The sequence below is a fragment of the Pseudomonas sp. FW300-N2F2 genome (genome assembly GCF_017351655.1).
Classification (GTDB): Bacteria; Pseudomonadota; Gammaproteobacteria; order Pseudomonadales; family Pseudomonadaceae; genus Aquipseudomonas; species Aquipseudomonas fluorescens_AA.
Genome location: NZ_JACNDQ010000001.1, coordinates 1390515 through 1408052 on the forward strand (window position 1 = coordinate 1390515; position 17538 = coordinate 1408052).

Consider the following 17538-nt stretch of genomic DNA (forward strand, 5'->3'; position numbering starts at 1 on the left):
GGGACAACTTGCAAGCCGAATTCAGGCAGGAAACCCCCATGACCGACGCGTTCGAACTCCCCAGCACCCTGGCTCATGCCCTCCAGCGCCGCGCCGCGTTGACGCCGGACCGGGTGGCCCTGCGCTTCCTTGCCGACACCCCTGGGCAGGGTGTGGTGTTGAGTTATCGCGACCTGGACCTGCGCGCCCGGACCATCGCCGGCGCCTTGCAGGCCGAAGCGGCGCTGGGTGATCGCGCCGTGCTGTTGTTCCCCAGTGGTCCGGATTACGTCGCGGCGTTCTTTGGCTGCCTCTACGCCGGGGTGATCGCGGTGCCGGCCTATCCGCCGGAGTCCGCCCGTCGCCACCATCAGGAGCGCCTGCTGTCGATCATCGCCGACGCCGAACCGCGCCTGCTGCTCACCAGCAGCGATCTGCGCGAACCGTTGCAGGCCATCGAGTCGGCGCCGCCGGTGTTGTGCGTCGATACCCTCGACCCGGCCCACGCCGGGCAATGGCGGATGCCGACGCTGCAGGACGATGACATTGCCTTCCTGCAATACACCTCCGGCTCCACCGCGCTGCCCAAGGGTGTGCAGGTCAGCCACGGCAACCTGGTGGCCAACGAACTGCTGATCCGCCATGGCTTCGGCATCGACCTGAACCCCGACGACGTCATCGTCAGCTGGCTGCCGCTGTACCACGACATGGGCCTGATCGGCGGTCTGTTGCAGCCGGTGTTCAGCGGCGTCCCCTGCGTATTGATGTCCCCGGCTTATTTCCTGGCCCGCCCCGTGCGTTGGCTCGAAGCGATCAGCGAGTACGGCGGCACCATCAGCGGCGGCCCGGATTTCGCCTATCGGTTGTGCAGCGAGCGGGTCAGTGATTCGGCCCTGGAACGTCTCGACCTGAGCGGCTGGCGCGTGGCCTATTCCGGCTCCGAGCCGATCCGCCTCGACACCCTGGAGCGTTTTGCCGAGAAATTCGCTCCGTGCGGCTTCACGCCGGACAATTTCATGGCCTCCTATGGCCTGGCCGAAGCGACTTTGTTCGTCGCCGGCACGCCGCGCCGCCACGGCATTCCTTCGTTGCGAGTGGATGACGCGGCCTTGGCGCAAAACCGCGCCGAGCCGGGGCAGGGCAGCGCGGTGATGAGTTGCGGTGTCAGCCAGCCCGGGCACGCGGTGCTGATCGTCGAGCCCGCCACGTTGCAGCCGTTGGCCGACAATCAGGTCGGTGAAGTCTGGGCCGCCGGGCCGAGCATCGCCCTGGGTTACTGGCGCAACCCTGAAGCCAGCGCCAAAACCTTTGTCCAGCACGACGGCCAGACCTGGCTGCGCACTGGCGACCTGGGTTTCCGGCGCGACGGCGAACTGTTCATCACCGGTCGCCTGAAAGACCTGCTGATCGTGCGCGGGCACAATCTCTATCCCCAGGACATCGAGCAAACCATCGAGCGCGAAGTGGAGGTGGTGCGCAAGGGCCGGGTGGCGGCGTTCGCGGTCAACGACAACGGCGAGGAGGGCATCGGCATCGCCGCGGAAATCAGCCGCAGCGTGCAGAAAATCCTGCCGCCCGAAGCCGTGATCAACGCCATTCGCCAGGCCGTGGCCGAGGCCTGCCAGCAAGCCCCGAGCGTGGTGGTGCTGCTCAATCCCGGCGCGCTGCCCAAGACCTCCAGCGGCAAGTTGCAGCGCTCGGCCTGCCGCATCCGGTTGGCCGACGGCAGTTTGGACAGTTACGCACAGTTCCCGTCAGCTGAAGCAGACGTGGCTGACGAACCCGCCCCGTCCTCCGAGTTGCAAGCCCTCATCGGTCAGGTCTGGCGGGAGCAATTGCAGGTCGGGCAGGTCCGGGCCGACGATCATTTCTTCCTGCTGGGCGGCAACTCCATCGCCGCCACCCAGGTGATCGCACGCCTGAGCGAAACCCTCGGGCTGGCGCTCAACCTGCGCCTGCTGTTCGAAGCGCCGACCCTGGCTGCGTTCGCGGCCGCGGTGGCGAACCAGCAGCAGGACGGCGGCCAGGCCCAGGGCGCGATCAGCCCATTGCCGCGCCATGCGCCACTGCCGCAATCCCTGGCGCAGAACCGTTTGTGGATCACCTGGCAGCTCGACCCGGCGAGCCGTGCCTACAACATTCCCGGCGCCTTGCACCTGCGCGGCGAGCTGGACGAAGACGCGCTGCGTGCCAGTTTCCAGCAACTGATCGAGCGTCACGAGTCCTTGCGCACGCGGTTCCTGGAGCGGGATGGGGTGGCCTTGCAACAGGTCGATCCGGCCGGCGAATTCAAGCTGCAGGTGATCGATCTCAGTGACGAACCTGCCAACCGGCGCGAAGCCCGGGCGCGGCAGGTTCGAGAAGACGAAGCGGCCACGCTGTTCGATCTGGAGAAGGGGCCGCTGCTGCGGGTCACCCTGTTGCGCCTCGACGAGGATGACCATCAACTGCTGGTGACGCTGCACCACATCATCGCCGACGGCTGGTCGATGAATGTATTGATCGAAGAATTCTCCCGCGTGTACGCCGCCGCCTCCCAAGGCCAGGTTGCTGAACTGACGCCATTGCCTTTGCAATACGCCGACTACGGCAGTTGGCAACGCCAGTGGCTCGCCCAGGGCGAGGGCGAGCGCCAACTGAGCTACTGGAAGCAGCAGCTGGGCGCTGAACAATCGCCCCTGGTGCTGGGCACGGATCATCCACGCAGCGCTCAACGCCAGTGCAGCGCCGCGCGGCACAGCCTGCGCCTGGACAAGGACCTCGGCGGGGCCCTGCGCCACGTAGCCCAGGCCCATGACGCGACGCCGTTCATGCTGTTGCTGGCGGCTTTCCAGGCGCTGTTGCAGCGTTACACCGGGCAATCCGACATCCGCGTCGGTGTGCCCAACGCCAACCGTCCGCGCCTGGAAACCCAGGGGCTGATCGGCTTCTTCATCAACACCCAGGTCTTGCGCGGGCAGGTCGATTCCCGTCAACCGTTTGCCGCGTTGCTGGCCCAGGCCCGGGAAGCCACGCTCGGGGCCCAGGCCCACCAGGACCTGCCATTCGAGCAACTGCTCGAAGCGTTTCCCGAGGCGCGCGAGCAAGGCCTGTTCCAGGTGATGTTCAACCACCAGCAGCGTGACCTGAGTGCCTTGCGCCGTCTGCCGGGGCTGCTGGCCGAGGAGTTGCCGTGGCACAGCCGCGAAGCCAAGTTCGACCTGCAATTGCACAGCGAAGAAGATCGCAACGGCCGGTTGACCCTGTCGTTCGACTACGCCGACGAACTGTTCGAGGCGGCGACCATCGAACGGCTGGCAGCGCATTACTGCAACCTGTTGCGGGCGGTCTGTGCCGATCCGCAGCAAGCCATCGGCGATGTACCGTTATTGACCGCCGATGAACACAGCCAACAGCAGCACTGGAGCGCGGCCCCGTGCGCGCCGGCCAGCCAATGGCTGCCGGAGCTGTTGAACGAGCAGGCCCGCAGCACGCCGCAACGGATCGCCCTGCGCTGGGACGGTGGTCAACTCGATTATGCCGAGCTGCACGCCCAGGCCAACCGCCTGGCCCATTACCTGCGGGACAAGGGCGTTGGCCCGGATGTGTGCGTGGCGATTGCCGCCGAGCGTTCGCCACAGTTGCTTATCGGCGTGTTGGCCATCATCAAGGCCGGCGGTGCCTATGTGCCGCTGGATGCGGACTACCCGGCCGAACGCCTGGCCTACATGCTCGACGACAGCGGCGTCGACCTGCTGCTGACCCAGACCGCGTTGCTGGAGCGTTTACCAGTCTGCGACGGCGTCAGTGTCATCGCCATGGACGCCTTGCACCTGGAACAATGGCCGAGCAACCCGCCGGGCCTGCACCTGCACGGCGATCACCTGGCCTACGTGATCTACACCTCCGGCTCCACCGGCCAGCCCAAAGGCGTCGGCAACACCCACGCGGCTTTGGCCGAGCGCCTGCAATGGATGCAAGCGACCTATGGGCTGGATGCCACCGATGTGCTGATGCAAAAGGCCCCCATCAGTTTCGACGTGTCGGTCTGGGAGTGCTTCTGGCCGCTGATCACCGGCAGTCAACTGGTCCTGGCTGGCCCCGGCGAGCACCGTGACCCGCACCGCATCGCCCAGTTGGTGCAGCAGTTTGGCGTCACCACGCTGCACTTCGTGCCGCCGTTGCTCAGCCTGTTTGTCGAAGAGCCGCTGAGTGCCCGCTGCACCAGCCTGCGCCGGCTGTTCTGTGGCGGTGAGGCCTTGTCGGCCGAATTGCGCAACCGGGTGTTGGCGCAACTGCCGTCGGCGCAATTGCACAACCGCTACGGCCCGACCGAAACCGCGATCAACGTCACCCATTGGCATTGCACCGAAGCTGATGGCGAGCGCTCGCCCATCGGTCGACCCCTGGGCAACGTGCTGTGCCGGGTGCTCGACAGCGACCTCAATCCCGTGCCGGCCGGTGTGCCGGGCGAGCTGTGCATTGGCGGCCTGGGCCTGGCCCGGGGTTACCTCGGGCGTCCGGGCCTGAGCGCCGAGCGTTTCGTCGCCGACCCAATGGGACCGGCCGGTGCGCGGTTGTACCGCACCGGCGACCGGGCGCGTTGGGGCGCCGACGGCGTGATCGAATACCTCGGCCGCCTCGACCAGCAGGTCAAGCTGCGCGGCTTCCGGGTCGAACCGCAGGAAATCGAAGCGCGCCTGCTGGCCCAGGACGGCGTCGCCCAAGTGACGGTGCTGGTGCGCGACACCTCGGCCGGCCCGCAGTTGATCGGTTATTACACCGCGCCGGAGGTCGCCCAGGGCCAGGACGAATTGAACACCCGGCTCAAGGCCGCCCTGGCCGCCGAACTGCCGGACTACATGGTGCCCGCCCAATTGCTGCGCCTGGACGCCATGCCCTTGAGCCCGAGCGGCAAGCTCGATCGCCGCGCCTTGCCTGAACCGCAATGGCAGGTGCGCGAGCATGTTGAGCCGGTCAGCGCCCTCGAACAGCAAATCGCCGGCATCTGGCGCGACGTGCTGGGACTGGCGCGCATCGGCCTGCGGGACGATTTTTTTGCCCTCGGCGGTCATTCGCTGCTGGCGACCCAGATCATTTCCCGCACTCGCCAGGCCTGTGACGTGGAACTGCCGTTGCGAGCGCTGTTCGAGGCGAGTGAACTGGGGGCTTTCGCCGAGCAAGTGCGCTTGATCCAGGCCAGCGGCCAGACCAATCGCCAGCCGCCCATCGAGAAGGTCGACCGCAGCCAACCGGTGCCGCTGTCGTATTCCCAGCAGCGCATGTGGTTCCTCTGGCAGATGGAGCCGGACAGCCCGGCCTACAACGTCGGTGGCATGGCGCGGTTGCGCGGGGTGCTGGATGTCGGGCGCTTCGAGGCGGCCTTGCAGGCGTTGATCCTGCGCCACGAAACCCTGCGCACCACGTTCCCGAGCGTCGACGGCGTGGCCTGCCAACAGGTGCACGGCGAGACGGGCCTGCGCATGGACTGGAAGGATTTCTCGATGCTGGCCGCTGACATTCGTCAGCAGCGGGTGCAGCAACTGGCCGACAGCGAGGCGCACAAGCCCTTCGACCTGGAAACCGGACCGCTGCTGCGGGCCTGCCTGGTCAAGACCGCCGAGCATGAGCATTACTTTGTGCTGACGCTGCACCACATCGTCACCGAAGGCTGGGCGATGGACATTTTCGCCCGTGAACTGAGCGCGCTGTACGAAGCCTTTGTCGACGACCGTGAATCCCCGCTGGAGCCGTTGCCGGTGCAGTACCTGGACTACAGCGTCTGGCAGCGCCAGTGGCTGGAATCCGGTGAGCGCCAACGGCAGCTGGACTACTGGACCGCGCAACTGGGCCGCGAGCATCCGCTGCTGGAGCTGCCCGGCGACCGCCCGCGTCCGTCGGTGCAGAGCCATCGCGGTGAACTGTTCCGTTTCGATCTCAGTGATGAGCTGGCCGCGCGGGTCCGCGCCTTCAACGCGCAACAGGGCCTGACCCTGTTCATGACCATGACCGCCGCCCTGGCCGTGCTGCTCTACCGTTACAGCGGCCAGACCGACCTGCGCATCGGCGCGCCGGTGGCCAACCGCATCCGCCCGGAAAGCGAAGGGCTGATCGGTGCGTTCCTCAATACCCAGGTGTTGCGTTGCCAGCTCGACGGGCAGATGTCGGTGGGCGAACTGTTCGAACAGGTGCGCCACACCGTCATCGAAGGGCAGTCCCATCAGGACCTGCCGTTCGATCATCTGGTGGAAGCCCTGCAACCACCGCGCAGTGCGGCCTACAACCCGTTGTTCCAGGTGATGTGCAACGTGCAGCGCTGGGAATTCCAGCAGAGCCGCACGCTGGCCGGCATGACCGTCGAATACCTGGTCAACGACGCCCGGGCCACCAAGTTCGACCTCAACCTGGAAGTCACCGACCTGGATCAGCGCCTGGGTTGCTGCCTGACCTACAGCACCGACCTGTTCGACGAACCGCGCATCGCGCGCATGGCCGGGCACTGGCGCAATCTGCTGCAAGCGCTGCTGGACGATCCGAGCCGACGGCTGAGCGAGTTGCCGTTGCTCGATGCCGGCGAGCAGCAACAACTGCTCGACAGCCTGGGCGTCGAGCCCGGTGAGCATCGCCTGGACCAATGCATTCACCCACTGTTCGCCGAACAGGCTCGGGCGCGTCCCGACGCACCGGCCCTGACCTTCGCCGGGCAGACCCTGACGTATGCGCAACTGGACAGCCGTGCCAATCGCTTGGCCTGGCGCCTGCGCGAGGCAGGCGTCGGGCCGCAGGTGCGGGTCGGCCTGGCCCTGGAGCGCTCGCTGGAAATGGTCATTGGCCTGCTGGCGATTCTCAAGGCCGGCGGTGCCTATGTGCCGCTGGACCCGGAATACCCGCTGGATCGCCTGCACTACATGATCGAAGACAGTGGCATCAGCCTGCTGCTCAGCGACCGGGCGATGCTCCAGGCCCTCGGTGCATTGCCCGAGGGTGTGGAGTGCTGGTGCCTGGAAGATGATTCGCCGGCCTTGGCGCAGTACCCGGATCACGCGCTGCCGCTGATCAACCTGCCGCAACACCAGGCCTATCTGATCTATACCTCCGGTTCCACCGGCAAGCCCAAGGGCGTGGTGGTGTCCCACGGTGAAATCGCCATGCATTGCCAGGCGGTGATCCAGCGCTTTGGCATGCGCCCGGACGACTGCGAGCTGCATTTCTATTCCATCAACTTCGACGCGGCCACCGAACGCCTGTTGGTGCCGCTGCTCAGTGGTGCCCATGTGGTGTTGCGGGCCCAGGGCCAGTGGGACGCCGAGGAAATCTGCGGGCTGATTCGCCAGCACCGCATCAACATCCTGGGTTTCACCCCCAGCTACGGCAGCCAGTTGGCGCAGTGGTTGGCGACCCAGGGCCAGACCTTGCCGGTGCGCATGTGCATCACCGGCGGCGAAGCCCTGACGGGCGAGCACTTGCAGCGCATTCGCGCGGCGTTCAGCCCGAGCCTGTTCTTCAATGCCTATGGCCCGACCGAAACCGTGGTCATGCCCCTGGCGAGCCTGGCCCCCGAGCAATTGGAGGAGGGCGCGGCCAGTGTGCCGATTGGCAGCGTGATCGGTGCCCGGGTGGCGTACATCCTCGACGCCGACCTGGCGTTGGTGCCGCCAGGTGCCACGGGCGAGTTGTATGTGGGCGGCGCCGGTCTGGCCCAGGGGTATCACCAGCGTCCGGGGATGACCGCCGAGCGTTTCGTCGCCGACCCGTTCGCCACCGACGGTGGACGCCTCTATCGCACCGGCGACCTGGTGCGCCAGCGTGCCGACGGGTTGGTGGAGTACCTGGGAAGGATCGACCATCAGGTGAAAATCCGTGGTTTCCGCATCGAACTGGGGGAAATCGAAACCCGCCTGCTGGAACATGAGGCGGTGCGCGAGGCCGTGGTCCTGGCCCTCGACACGCCTGGCGGCAAGCAACTGGCCGGCTACCTGGTGAGCGACATCGCCAGCCAGGATGACGAGCGACAAGCGGCCCTGCGCGACGCCTTGAAAAACCACCTCAAGGCCCAGTTGCCGGACTACATGGTGCCCACGCACCTGATCCTGCTGGCGAGTATGCCGCTGACCGCCAACGGCAAGCTCGACCGCCGCGCCTTGCCGCTGCCCGATCCTGAACTCAATCGCCAGCACTACGTGGCGCCGAGCAACGCCCTGGAACAGACTTTGGCGGCGATCTGGTGCGACGTGCTGAACGTGGCGCAGGTGGGCCTCAACGATAATTTCTTCGAGTTGGGCGGTGATTCGATCCTGTCCATCCAGGTGGTCAGCCGTGCCCGGCAACAGGGCATTCATTTCACGCCCCGGGACTTGTTCCAGCACCAGACCGTACAGACCCTGGCCGCCGTCGCCACGCGCAGCCAGCAAGTGCATGCCGAGCAGGGCCTGTTGCAGGGCGAGTCCGGGTTGACGCCGATCCAGCACTGGTTTTTCGAGCGCCCGATCCCCAACCGCCATCACTGGAACCAGGCATTGCTGCTGGAACCGACCACGGCCCTGGACCCGCAACGGCTGGAGCAGGCGCTGCGTAGCGTCTTCCAGCACCACGATGCCTTGCGCCTGGGCTTTGACGAAAGCGCCGGACATTGGCGTGCCGAGCACCAGTCGCTGACTGACGCTGTGCTGCTGCAGCAGGTCAGCGTGGACACTGCCCAGGCATGCGAAGCGTTGTTTGCCGAGGCGCAGAGCCGTTTCAATCTAGCCACCGGGCCGTTGCTGCGTGCCGTGCTGGCGCAGTTGCCGGATGGTCGGCAACGGTTGTTGATCGTCATTCATCACCTGGTGGTGGACGGTGTGTCGTGGCGGGTGCTGATGGACGATCTGCAAACCGTCTACCGCCAGCTCGTCGCCGGGCAGGCGGCGCAACTGCCGGTCAAGACCAGCCCGTTGCGCGACTGGGCCGCGCGCTTGCAGGCCTACGCCGGCAGCGAGTCCCTGCGCGAGGAGCTGGGTTGGTGGCAAGCGCAGTTGAGTGGCGCGCAAGTGCAACTGCCGTGCGCGAATCCTGACGGCGGGTTGCAGGAGCGTCACGGGCAAACCGTCAGCGTGCGCCTGGACGCCGAGCGTACCCGGCAACTGCTGCAACAGGCGCCAAGCGCCTACCGCACCCAGGTCAATGACCTGCTGCTCACGGCGTTGGCCCGGGTGCTGTGCCGTTGGAGCGGCCATGATTCGGCCTTGGTCCAGCTCGAAGGCCACGGCCGCGAAGCGCTGTTCGACGACCTCGACCTGACCCGCACCGTCGGCTGGTTCACCAGCATCTATCCCGTGCGCCTGAGTCCAGCGGTTGAAGATTTCAGCGTCTCGATCAAGGCCATCAAGGAGCAACTGCGCGCGGTGCCCCACAAGGGCCTCGGTTATGGTGTGCTGCGTTACCTGGCGGACGCGCCGACTCGCGAGGCGATGGCCGGCCTGCCGCACGCGGCGATCACCTTCAACTACCTGGGCCAGCTTGACCAGACCCTGGGCCAGGAGGCGCTGTTCCAGCCGCTGGATGCGCCCCTGGGTGCCATCCACGATCCCGATGCGCCGCTACCCAACGCGTTGAGCGTCGACAGCCAGGTCAGCGGCGGTGAGTTGGTGCTGCGCTGGACCTTCAGTGCCCAGCGCCATGAGCGCCAGGCCATCGCCGCCCTGGCCGAGGCTTACCTCGATGAGTTGCAACGCCTCATCGAACACTGCCTGACGGACGAGGCGGGCGGGCTGACGCCATCGGACTTCCCCCTGGCGAAGCTGACCCAGGGCCAGTTGGACAGCCTGCCCGTGCCGGCCGCGCAGATCGAAGACGTCTACCCGTTGACGCCCATGCAGGAAGGCATGCTGTTGCATACCCTGCTGGAGCCGGGCACCGGCCTGTACTACATGCAGGATCGCTACCGCATCGACAGCGCACTGGACCCGCAGCGTTTTGCCCAGGCCTGGCAGGCGGTCATCGCCCGTCACGAAGCCTTGCGCGCATCGTTCTGCTGGAACGTCGGCGAAGACATGCTGCAAATCATCCACAAGCCAGGCCGCACGCCGGTGGATTACCTCGACTGGTCCGAGGTGCCTGAAGACGCCCAGGAAGCCAAGCTCCAGGCCCTGCTCAAGGATGAACGCGAGGCCGGTTTCGATCTGTTGAACCAGGCGCCATTCCACCTGCGGCTGATTCGGGTCGGCGCGGCGCGCTACTGGTTCATGATGAGCAACCACCACATCCTCATCGATGCCTGGTGCCGTTCGCTGCTGATGGATGACTTCTTCGAGATCTACACCGCCCTGGGTGAGCAGCGCGAGCCGCAGTTGGCCGTGCCGCCGCGCTATCGCGACTACATCGGCTGGCTGCAACACCAGAGCCTGGACGCAGCCCGGCAGTGGTGGAAGCGCAACCTGCAAGGCTTCGAGCGGACCACGCCGATCCCTGGCGACCGGCCGTTCCTGCGCGAGCACGCCGGTGACAGCGGCGGCATGATCGTCGGCGATTGCTACACCCGTCTCGATGCCCGGGACGGCGCACGGCTGCGGGAACTGGCCCAGGCCCATCAACTGACGGCCAATACCTTCGCCCAGGCGGCGTGGGCCCTGGTCCTGCGCCGGGTCAGCGGCGACCGCGACGTGCTGTTCGGCGTCACCGTGGCCGGGCGCCCGGTGGAACTGCCGCAGATGCAACGCACCGTCGGGCTGTTCATCAACAGTATCGCTTTGCGCGTGCAGATGCCCGAGGACCATCAGCGCTGTAGCGTACGGCAGTGGCTCAGCGATTTGCTGGACAGCAACATGCAACTGCGCGAGTACGAATACCTGCCGCTGGTGAGCATCCAGGAAGTCAGCGAACTGCCCAAGGGCCAACCGTTGTTCGACAGCCTGTTCGTGTTCGAGAACGCGCCGGTGGAAGTCTCGGTGCTGGACCGTGCCCAAAGCCTCAATGCCACCTCCGACTCGGGCCGCACCCACACCAACTTCCCGCTGACGGCGGTCTGCTACCCCGGGGATGACCTGGGGCTGCACCTTTCCTACGACCAGCGCTACTTCGATGAAGCCACCGTCCAGGGTTTGCTGAGTGAGTTCAAGCGGCTGCTGCTGGCGCTGATGGAGGGCTTGCACGGTGACATGAGCGAGTTGCCGCTGATCGGTGCCCAAGAGCAGGACTTCCTGGTCGAAGGCTGCAACCAGAGCGAGCATGCCTATCCGCTGGAGCAGAGCTACGTCGAGCTGTTCGAGGCGCGGGTCGCGGTTCATCCGCAACGTCTTGCGGTCAGTTGCCTGGACACGACCTACAGCTACGCCGAGTTGAATGCGCGCAGCAACCGCCTCGGCCACGCGCTGATCGCGGCCGGGGTCGGTCTGGATCAGCCGGTGGCGTTGCTGGCTGAACGGGATGCGCAACTGCTGGGCATGATCATCGGCAGCTTCAAGGCCGGTGCCGGCTACTTGCCGCTGGATCCCGGCCTGCCGAGCCAGCGCCTGAGCCGCATCATCGAATTGAGCCGCACGCCTTTGCTGGTCTGCACCCAGGCCTGCCAGGCCCAGGCCCAGGCGTTGCTGGACGAGTTCGCCTGTTCCGGACGGCCGAAGTTGCTGGTGTGGGAAACCGTCCAGGCCAGCGACTTTTCGTCGCAAAACCCTGGCGTCTACAGCGGGCCGGACAACCTCGCCTACGTGATCTACACCTCCGGCTCCACCGGCCTGCCCAAAGGCGTGATGGTGGAACAGCGGGGCATGCTCAACAACCAGCTGAGCAAAGTGCCGTACCTGGCGCTGAGCGAGGCGGATGTCATCGCCCAGACGGCGTCCCAAAGCTTCGATATTTCGGTCTGGCAGTTCCTGGCCGCGCCGTTGTTCGGCGCCCGGGTCGACATCGTGCCCAACGCCATCGCCCACGACCCGCAAGGGCTGCTGGAGCATGTGCAGCAACAGGGCATCACCGTGCTGGAAAGCGTGCCGTCGCTGATCCAGGGCATGCTCGCCCAGGAGCGCATCGGTCTGGACGGCCTGCGCTGGATGCTGCCCACTGGCGAGGCGATGCCGCCGGAGCTGGCCCACCAGTGGTTGTTGCGTTACCCGGACATTGGTCTGGTGAATGCCTATGGGCCGGCGGAATGCTCCGATGACGTGGCGTTCTTCCGCGTCGACCAGGCGTCGACCCGTGGCACTTACCTGCCGATTGGTACGCCCACCGACAACAACCGTTTGTACCTGCTCGACGGCGCGCTGGAGCTGGTGCCGCTGGGTGCGGTGGGTGAGTTGTGCGTGGCGGGCACCGGGGTCGGGCGCGGTTATGTCAGCGATCCGTTGCGCACCGCCCCGGTCTTTGTGCCGAACCCGTTCGGGGCACCGGGAGAGCGGCTGTACCGCACCGGCGACCTGGCGCGGCGGCGCAGCGACGGGGTCTTGGAATACGTCGGACGCATCGACCATCAGGTGAAGATTCGCGGCTACCGCATCGAGCTGGGGGAAATCGAAGCGCGCTTGCATGAGCAGCCGGAAGTGCGCGATGGGGCGGTGGGCGTGCAGGAGGGCGCCAATGGCAAGCATCTGGTGGGCTACCTCGTGGCCACCGACTCGGCACTCAAACCCGCCGAACGCCTGGAGCGTATCAAGCAGCGCCTGCGGGCCGAACTGCCGGAATACATGGTGCCGCTGCACTGGCTGTGGCTCGATCGCCTGCCCCTCAACGCCAATGGCAAGCTCGACCGCAAGGCCTTGCCGGCCCTGGAGATCGGCCAGTTGCAAAGCCAGGACTATCAGGCACCCGGTAATGAACTGGAGCAGACCCTGGCAGACATCTGGGCCCAGGTGCTGAAAGTCGAGCGGGTAGGGGTACGGGACAACTTCTTCGAGTTGGGCGGTCATTCCTTGCTGGCGACGCAAATCGCTTCACGGGTGCAAAAGGCCCTGCAACGCAACGTGCCGCTGCGGGCGATGTTCGAGTGCAGCACGGTGCTGGAACTGGCCGATTACATCGATGGGCTGGCGGCCAGCGAAATCACTGAGGAGAAGGTGGACCGGTTGAATGATTTGATGGCGGAATTGGAAGGCATGTAGTTTTGCGGCGTCTATGAAGAGCTCTTCGCGAGCAAGCTCGCTCCCACAGGGTTTTGTGAACGACGCAAATCCCATGTGGGAGCGAGCTTGCTCGCGATGGCGGCTGCACAAACAGCGCAAAACCCAAGGTTGACGCCTCGTGCTTCGCGGCTCAGGCTCCCCAAGGCTTTTTTCCAGACTCAAACAAGGAGGTCACCCATGCCCTTTGCAACGATCGACGGACAACCGCTTCACTACCTGGACCAAGGCCAGGGCCCGGTGGTGCTGCTGGGCAGCAGCTACCTGTGGGACCACAGCATGTGGGCGCCGCAGATCGAGGTGTTGTCGCGGGATTATCGGGTCATCGCCCTGGACTTATGGGGCCACGGCCAGTCCGGGCAATTGCCTGAGGGCATGACCTCCCTGGACGACCTGGCCCGCCAGGCACTGACATTGATGGATCACCTGGGCATCGACCGCTTCAACCTGGTCGGGCTTTCAGTGGGCGGGATGTGGGGGGCGCGGCTGGCGTTGGCGGCGCCTGAGCGTGTGCAGACGCTGGTATTGATGGACACCTACGTCGGCGTCGAGCCGGAGCCGACCCGCCAGTACTATTTCTCGCTGTTCGACAAGATCGAAGCCAGCGGCAGCATTCCCGAGCCATTGCTGGACATCGTCGTGCCGATCTTCTTCCGACCGGGTATCGACCCGCAGTCGGCGCTCTACCAGCAGTTTCGCGCCACATTGGCCGCGCTGCCGACCGATCGCCTGCGCGCCAGCATCGTGCCGCTGGGGCGGATCATTTTCGGTCGGGACGACATCCTGCCGCGCCTGCATGCACTGGATGCCAAGGGCACAGTGGTGATGTGCGGCGACCAGGACAAACCGCGTCCGCCGTCCGAGGCCAAGGAAATGGCCGAACTGATCGGTTGCCCCTGCCTGCTGATACCGGAAGCGGGGCACATTTCCAATCTTGAGAATCCGCAGTTCGTGACCGAGGCGTTGCTGAAGGTCTTGCGCAGCTGATCCACCGCATCGCGAGTAAGCTCGCTCCTACTGGAATTTTGTGACCGATGCAAATCCACTGTGGGAGCGAGCCTGCTCGCGATTGCTGTGTGTCTGTCACATCAATGCTGACTGATCTGCCGTCATCGCGAGCAAGCTCGCTCCCACAGGGGTTGCAGTGGTTGTCGGTCACTTCGGCCCGAGAATCTTCACCAGCTTGTCCGGTGAGGGCGCGCCTTGCTGCTGTTGCAGGTCGCCTTTGTCATCCAGATAGAAAATCGCCGGGGTGGCGGACAGTTCCAGTTCGTCCATCAACTGCTGGTTGGCGTCCAGTTTGGCCTGGATGGCGGGCGGTATGTCCTTGAGCGGCTTGAGCGGGCTGCCCTTGCCGGCCTTTTCATGCTCGGCCAGGTTTTTTTCCGGGTCCTTGGCGGCCAGCAAGGCGGCGGATTTACCCGGGCTGTCTTCGCGGATGATGCCCACCATGATGTGGCGCAACTGCACCTTGCCGGCCTTGACCCAAGGCCGGGCCTGTTCCCAGAACATGTTGCAGTACGGGCAGTTCGGGTCGCTGAACAGGTACACCGTGCGCGGTGCGTCCTTGTTGCCGTCGGCGATCCAGTTGCTCGCTTCCATCTTCGTCCAGATGGCCTTGGCCATCGGTGCATAGACCAGTTTTTGCAGCGGCTCGGCGCTCAGGTCCTTGCCCTCGGCGTCGTACAGGTTGCCCAGCAGGACGTGCTGCCCATCCGGGGTCAGGTACAGCGCCATGCCGCGGTTCTGGTATTGCGCCGCGTAACCGCGCAACCCGTCCGGGGCCTCGAAAGTGCCGACGATTTTCGCGCCCTTGGCTTCGATCTTCTTGATGGCCGCAGGCAATTCTTCGGCCTGCAGCAGCGGGGCCTGCGACAGTGCGGCGGCGACGGCCAGGGTCAGCAGGTGGCGGAGGCGGGGCATGGCGGTTTCCTTGTGGCGGAGTGGGGCGTCGTGGACGAATCCGGCGTTTCGAAGTTTTCCAGGGCGCGGGCCAGGCTCGCTTCCGACAATTCACCCAGGTGGCTGCCCAGCAGGCGACCGTCGGCGCTGTAGAACAGGGTGGTCGGCAGGGCCATGGAACCCACGGCCTGGCCGAGGCGGCCGCTGCCATCGAACAATACGTTGGTCAGGCTCAGGCCCTGGGTGGCCAGGTAGGTGCTGACGCTTTGCATGCTTTCGGCCTGGTTGACGAACAGGAAGGTCAGGTCCGGACGCTGTTGCTGGGCTTCTTCGAGCACCGGCATTTCACGTCGGCAGGGCGGGCACCAGGTGGCCCAGAGGTTGATCACCAGGGGCCCGCCCTGGTAGTCGGTGAGTTTCACGGTCTGGCCGTCGGCGGTGCGCAGGGTGATGTCCGGCAACCGGGTGCCCTGTTCATAAATCGTCAACGACAGGCTCGCCACCAGCCAGAACAGCAAGCCGCTGCCGACGCCGAAGCCCAACGGGCGGCGCAGGGCCGGGCGGCGCCGGGCCCACAACAAGGCGCCCATCAGGAGCGCCACGATCCCCGGCCAGGCGAGGAAACCGCCGTCCCGCAGGTCGACGATCTGCCACGGGTCGTCCCGGTAATGTTGCCAATAGGCGACGACGAAGCCGATCCGTGCGGCCAAAAGCCCCAGTAGAAACAACACGAACAGCACCGACTCAGGGTTCTCGCCACCGCGCCTGGCCACCCGCCAGCCGACGAAGGTCGCCAGGGCCAGGGCGCTGATCAGCAACAGATGGTTAAGGGCGATGGCGAAGGTGCCCAGGGTGAGCGTCAGCATCAGCGCGCGTCCCGGGTGAGGTTCCAGCGCTCCAGGAACGCCTTGGCGTCGACTTCCCCGGTGATCCGCTGGCTGCGGCGCTCTTCACCGTCGGCGCCGATCCACAGCAGGCTCGGCGGCCCCGGTACCTGGTAACGGCTCAGCAACGCGCGGCTGGCGGGGCTGTCGGCGGTGACGTCGAGGCGCAGCAGGCGCACGCCTTGCAGGGCGTCCAGCACCTCGGCGCGGCCGAATACCTGTTTTTCCATGATCTTGCAGGACACGCACCAGTCGGCGTAATAGTCCAGCAGCACCCACTGGCCCTGGGCCTTGGCGGCGTCCAGTTCCCGTTGCAGGGCGGCGGGTTCGCTGACGGTGACGAATGTGTCGTGGGCTTTGACGGTCGCGCTAGCCTCGCTGCCGGCGTAGACCTTCAGGGGGTGGAAGAGATCATCGCCACCGCCCGCTGCGCCAATCACCAGCAGGCTGCCCCACAGGCCGAACAGCAACGAAGCGCTGCCGCAGAGGTAGGCCATGCGACCGAAGCCTTCGGTCTGGCGCCAGGCGCTGTAGGCGGCGATCAACAGCAACACGCCCCACAGTCCGATCCACAGCGAGCCGTCGATGATCGGGCGAATCATCAGCAGCGCGGTACCCAGGAACAGGAAGCCGAACACGCCCTTGAGCAGGTTCATCCAGGCGCCGGGCTTGGGCAGGAAGCGGTTGCCCACGGTCACCAGGAGCAACAGTGGCAGGCCCATGCCGATGCCCATGGTGAACAGGATCAACCCGCCGTGCAGCGCATTGCCGCTCTGGGCGATATACAGCAGGGCGCCGGCCAGCGGGGCGGTCATGCACGGGCCCACCAACAGGCCGGACAGAGCGCCGAGCACGCCGGCGCCCACCAGGCTGCCACCGCGTCGCTGGCGTCCGGCGTTTTCCAGGCGGTCACGCAGCGCCGCGGGCAATTGCAATTCGAAGAAGCCGAACATCGGCAGCGCCAGCAACACGAATACGGCCGCGAAGCTGCCCAGCAGCCACGGTTGTTGCAGCAGTGCCTGGAGGTTGGCCCCCAGCAGAGCGGCGAGCACGCCCATGGCCGCATACACCAGGGCCATGCTGATCACGTAGCTGCCGGCCAAGGCCAGGCCGCGTCTCGGTCCGGCGCCGCTGCCCACCACCAGCCCGGCCAGGATCGGCAGCATCGGCAGCGAACAAGGGGTGAACGCCAGCAGCAGGCCCAAGCCGAAGAACACCAGCAGGCTCCAGCCCAAGGCCCGTTGTTGCAGGCCGCTGGCCAGGGCCTGGTCCGGCGCCTCGCCGGTGGCGGCCGCCGGTGCGCTGCCGCCCAGGTCAATCACCTGGGTCTGGGGCGGATAGCACAGGCCGGCGTCGGCACAGCCCTGGAAACCCACCTTGATCTTGCCCGTGGCACCGGCGGGGATCTTCAGTTCCAGCGCCTGGCGATAGACTTGCTGGTCGCCGAAAAACTCGTCGCTGTGGGCCTCGCCCTCCGGCAACTTGGGTTTCTGTGCCTCGGCCAGGCCCTCGAACTTGAGCCGCTGCTTATACAGGTAGTACCCATCGGTAATCTGCCAGAACAGCTGCGTTTCACCGGAGTCCAGGCGTTCGGAGGTCAACACGAACGCCTTTTCCACCGGCAGGAAATCGGGTTTGGTTTCGAAGGGATTGGCGGCCTGGGCCAGGCCCGAGATCAGAAACAGCCACAGCAAAAACAATCGACGCAT

5 protein-coding genes are annotated in these 17538 nt (G+C 65.7%); 2 read left to right on the forward strand and 3 right to left on the reverse strand.

Features of this window, described 5'->3' with window-relative positions:
- The first annotated feature begins 38 nt into the window (after nt 1-38).
- Together J4E63_RS06375 and J4E63_RS06380 are read left to right on the forward strand one after the other, a co-directional pair.
- Nucleotides 39-13025, forward strand: a complete 12987-nt coding sequence (locus J4E63_RS06375) for a non-ribosomal peptide synthetase (RefSeq protein WP_207281401.1) — start codon at nt 39-41, stop codon at nt 13023-13025.
- 198 nt (nt 13026-13223) lie between these two features.
- Nucleotides 13224-14030, forward strand: coding sequence for an alpha/beta fold hydrolase (locus J4E63_RS06380; RefSeq protein ID WP_207281402.1), 807 nt, complete (start codon nt 13224-13226; stop codon nt 14028-14030).
- A gap of 168 nt (nt 14031-14198) precedes the next feature.
- On the opposite strand, the gene dsbG is transcribed toward J4E63_RS06380, so the two are convergent.
- From dsbG to dsbD, 3 genes are read right to left on the reverse strand one after another with little or no spacing between them, the layout of a single operon-like run.
- Nucleotides 14199-14966, reverse strand: a complete 768-nt coding sequence (gene dsbG / locus J4E63_RS06385) for a thiol:disulfide interchange protein DsbG (protein ID WP_207281403.1) — start codon at nt 14964-14966, stop codon at nt 14199-14201.
- A complete protein-coding gene (locus tag J4E63_RS06390) occupies nt 14942-15811 on the reverse strand; it encodes a TlpA disulfide reductase family protein (RefSeq protein ID WP_192259673.1) in 870 nt (289 codons plus the stop codon). Before J4E63_RS06390 ends, dsbG begins: the two co-directional genes overlap by 25 nt.
- Nucleotides 15811-17538: a protein-disulfide reductase DsbD gene (dsbD, locus tag J4E63_RS06395; RefSeq protein WP_207281404.1), complete on the reverse strand. Its 1728-nt coding sequence runs from the start codon at nt 17536-17538 to the stop codon at nt 15811-15813. Before dsbD ends, J4E63_RS06390 begins: the two co-directional genes overlap by 1 nt.